Origin of the sequence: Bradyrhizobium sp. 31Argb, from assembly GCF_043638955.1 — a bacterium.
Taxonomy (GTDB): domain Bacteria; phylum Pseudomonadota; class Alphaproteobacteria; order Rhizobiales; family Xanthobacteraceae; genus Bradyrhizobium.
On sequence record NZ_JBEGDB010000495.1, the window covers coordinates 1 to 2878 of the forward strand.

Annotated in this window: 4 protein-coding genes; all 4 read left to right on the forward strand. The window is 64.6% G+C overall.

Going from position 1 to position 2878, the window contains the following annotated elements:
• Positions 1-112: 112 nt before the first annotated feature.
• Positions 113-388 carry a hypothetical protein gene (locus AAFX91_RS40545; protein ID WP_394570226.1) on the forward strand — a complete coding sequence of 92 codons (276 nt, stop codon included), beginning with the start codon at positions 113-115 and terminating at the stop codon, positions 386-388.
• A gap of 79 nt (positions 389-467) precedes the next feature.
• Positions 468-1331: an alpha/beta fold hydrolase gene (locus tag AAFX91_RS40550; RefSeq protein WP_282531086.1), complete on the forward strand. Its 864-nt coding sequence runs from the start codon at positions 468-470 to the stop codon at positions 1329-1331.
• Positions 1332-1393: 62 nt separating this feature from the next.
• Positions 1394-1846: a hypothetical protein gene (locus AAFX91_RS40555; protein WP_394570227.1), complete on the forward strand. Its 453-nt coding sequence runs from the start codon at positions 1394-1396 to the stop codon at positions 1844-1846.
• A gap of 28 nt (positions 1847-1874) precedes the next feature.
• A partial coding sequence (locus tag AAFX91_RS40560) for a TIGR01244 family sulfur transferase (protein ID WP_394570228.1) occupies positions 1875-2878 on the forward strand: 1004 nt, incomplete at its 3' end.

The window sequence follows — 2878 nt, forward strand, 5'->3', positions numbered from 1 at the left end:
GCTTCCTCCTAAAAGAAAGCCTTGAATCACGTTCAATCTGATTTGAGAATCCCAAGAGTCCACACGGCCTAAGGCCTATATCCTGAACCTCACGATCTCGCTCCGCCAAGAAATGGCGCCCCGAGGCGTGCAGGTCCAGGCCGTGCTTCCGGGCGCCACCCGCACCGCCTTCTGGGGTCCCGCCGGCGAGTCCCTGCCGGCCAAAATGGTGATGGAAGCCGAAGAGCTGGTGGACGCTGCGCTCGCCGGCCTCGACATGGGCGAAGATGTCACCATCCCCTCGCTGCCGGACCGCGCCGATTGGGACAGCTTCGATGCCGCCCGCAGCCGCCTTGGCCCCAACCTCTCCCGCCAGCATGCAGCGGCTCGCTACGGCCAGGCAGCGTAATCCGGACCTCTCGCACAAAAGAAATGAACCGCGCGGTGGAGGCTGGACGGCCTTCCGCGCCAGACAATGGAGACAGCAAATGACCACTTTCACCCAACGCCGCGTGCCCACCGCTGGCGGGAACATCTATGTGCGGGACTATGCCGGTAACGGCCCTGCCTTCGTGATGCTGCACGGCTTCCCGGATAACGGGCACATCTACGACGATCTCATCCCGCACCTCGTCGCCGGCGGCCGCCGGGCCATCACCGTGGACTTCCTCGGCTTCGGCGCCTCCGACAAGCCGGAGGGTGCACAGTACAGTTTCGCCCAGCAGCGCGGCGACGTCGAAGCGGTGCTCGATGCCCTGCAGCTCGACCGCGTTGTGCTGGTCGGCCATGACGCCGGCGGGCCGGCCGCCCTCAACCTAGCGCTCCTACATCCCGAGCGCGTCGCATCCGTCGTGCTGATGAACGTCTTCTACGGCGAGGCGCCTGGCCTTCTCGTGCCGGAGTTAATCGAAATTTTCTCGCACAAACCGCTGCAAGCGCTGGCGCACCATTTCCTGGCGAGCCCGCAGCAATTCGCCTGGCTGATCGAGTTCCAGCGCCAGTTGCTGCTGGGCGATGCGGCGGCGGCAGGCCAGACGCGCTACCAGGAATTGCTTGGGCCGCTGATCGACGCCAACTTCCGCCAGCAGCCGAGCGCTGCCGTCGCATTCGCGCAGATGACCAGCCAGCTGAAGGACGAGGTTGCTGCAAATACCGGGCGTATCGTGGCGCTGCGCCGCGCGGAGGTGCCCGTGCAGCTCATCTGGGGCCGCAACGACCCCTACCTGCATCTCTCGACAGCGGCGTTCCTCCAGGCTCAGCTCCGAAAAGCCTCGCTCCATGCGCTAGACGCCGGGCACTGGCCGCAGATCGACGCCGCCGAGGAAGCCGCCCGCATCATGCTCAATGCCTGATTACAAGCGACGCCCGGTCCCTGGTGGCCGGGCGTGCGCTCCCTGATCGCAGGAGACTCACCATGAAACGAACGCTGTGGGCCGCACTTGCGGCCGGACTGGCCTGGACAGCCGCCACCATGCCTGGCCAAGCGCAGACTCAGCAATACGCCGCGCCGACCACCCGCATCCTGGCGATCGGCACGATCACCCCGGGCCCCAGCCTTGCCTCCGTTCGCGCCATTCTGCCTACCGAGGTCCGCGGGACTGTGAAGCTCTATCTGGCCGGCAAGATCGAACAGTGGTTCTCGCTCGCCGACCGGAACGGCGTTGTCTTCCTCCTCAACGCGAAGGACCCCAAGGAAGCCCATGCGATGCTGGAAGCCCTGCCGCTAGGGCAGGCGCACCTCATGCAGTTCGAACTCCTGCCGCTCGCCCCCTCGCACCTCTACGGCAGCTCCCTGGCGTCACAGACGGCTCTCCATGACCGGGGCATTTTGCCTGACGCTCGAAGACTTATAGCAGCGGCCGAATGATGCTCGGCCGTACCCTCAGGAGGGTGAAATGACCGACGCCGTAACACCGGTTGCGTCCGCAACGCAGATTTCCGACAAGCTCTTCATTGCTCCCCAGCCGGAGCTCGGCGCCTTCCCCGATCTTGCCGCGGCCGGTTTCAAGGGCGTCATCAGCAACCGGCCGGGCGGCGAACACCCGGACCAGCCGAGCCCCGCGGCTGAGCAACAGGCAGCCGAGGCGGGAGGCATGGCCTTCCATTTCATACCCGTGACTGCAACGACGATCACCGAAGCCGATGTGCGGTCCTTCCAGAAGGCGGTGTCCGAGAGCACCGGCCCCGTCTTCGCGCATTGCAGAAGCGGTATCCGCTCCGCGAACCTGCATGCCATCGGCGAGGTGCTGGATGGGCGCCTGGCCCGCGAGAATCTGCCCGCACTCGGCGGGCAATGGGGCGTCGATCTTTCGGTTGCCGCCCAATGGCTGGCACGCGAGGCTGAGCGGCGGACGCGCGTAAAGGGCTTCTTCGACCCGCGCACTTTCAGCGTGCAATATGTCGTGTCGGATCCTGCGACCGGACAATGCGCGATCATCGATCCCGTCCTGGATTTCGATGAAAAATCGGGCTCTGTCGCCACGGTGAACGCCGATGCCATCCTGCGCTACGTGGCGGAGGAGAAACTGACCGTACAGTGGATTCTCGATACCCATCCGCATGCCGACCACTTCTCCGCCGCTCACTATCTGCATGAGAAGACCGGCGCGCCGACCGCGATCGGCGCACATGTGGTCGATGTCCAGCTTCTGTGGCAGTCCATCTACAACTGGCCCGAGCTTAAGACCGACGGCTCGCAGTGGGATCATCTTTTCGAGAACGGCGAGCGCTTCACTATCGGCTCGCTCGACGCGCGCGTTCTCTTTTCACCAGGCCACACGCTGGCGTCGATCACCTACGTGATTGGCGACGCCGCCTTAGCCTCGCATTGCCTCACCAAGGATGTTACCGGAGAACTGACCGTCAGGATTGGGGCGGCGATACCGAATCGGATCGGTGT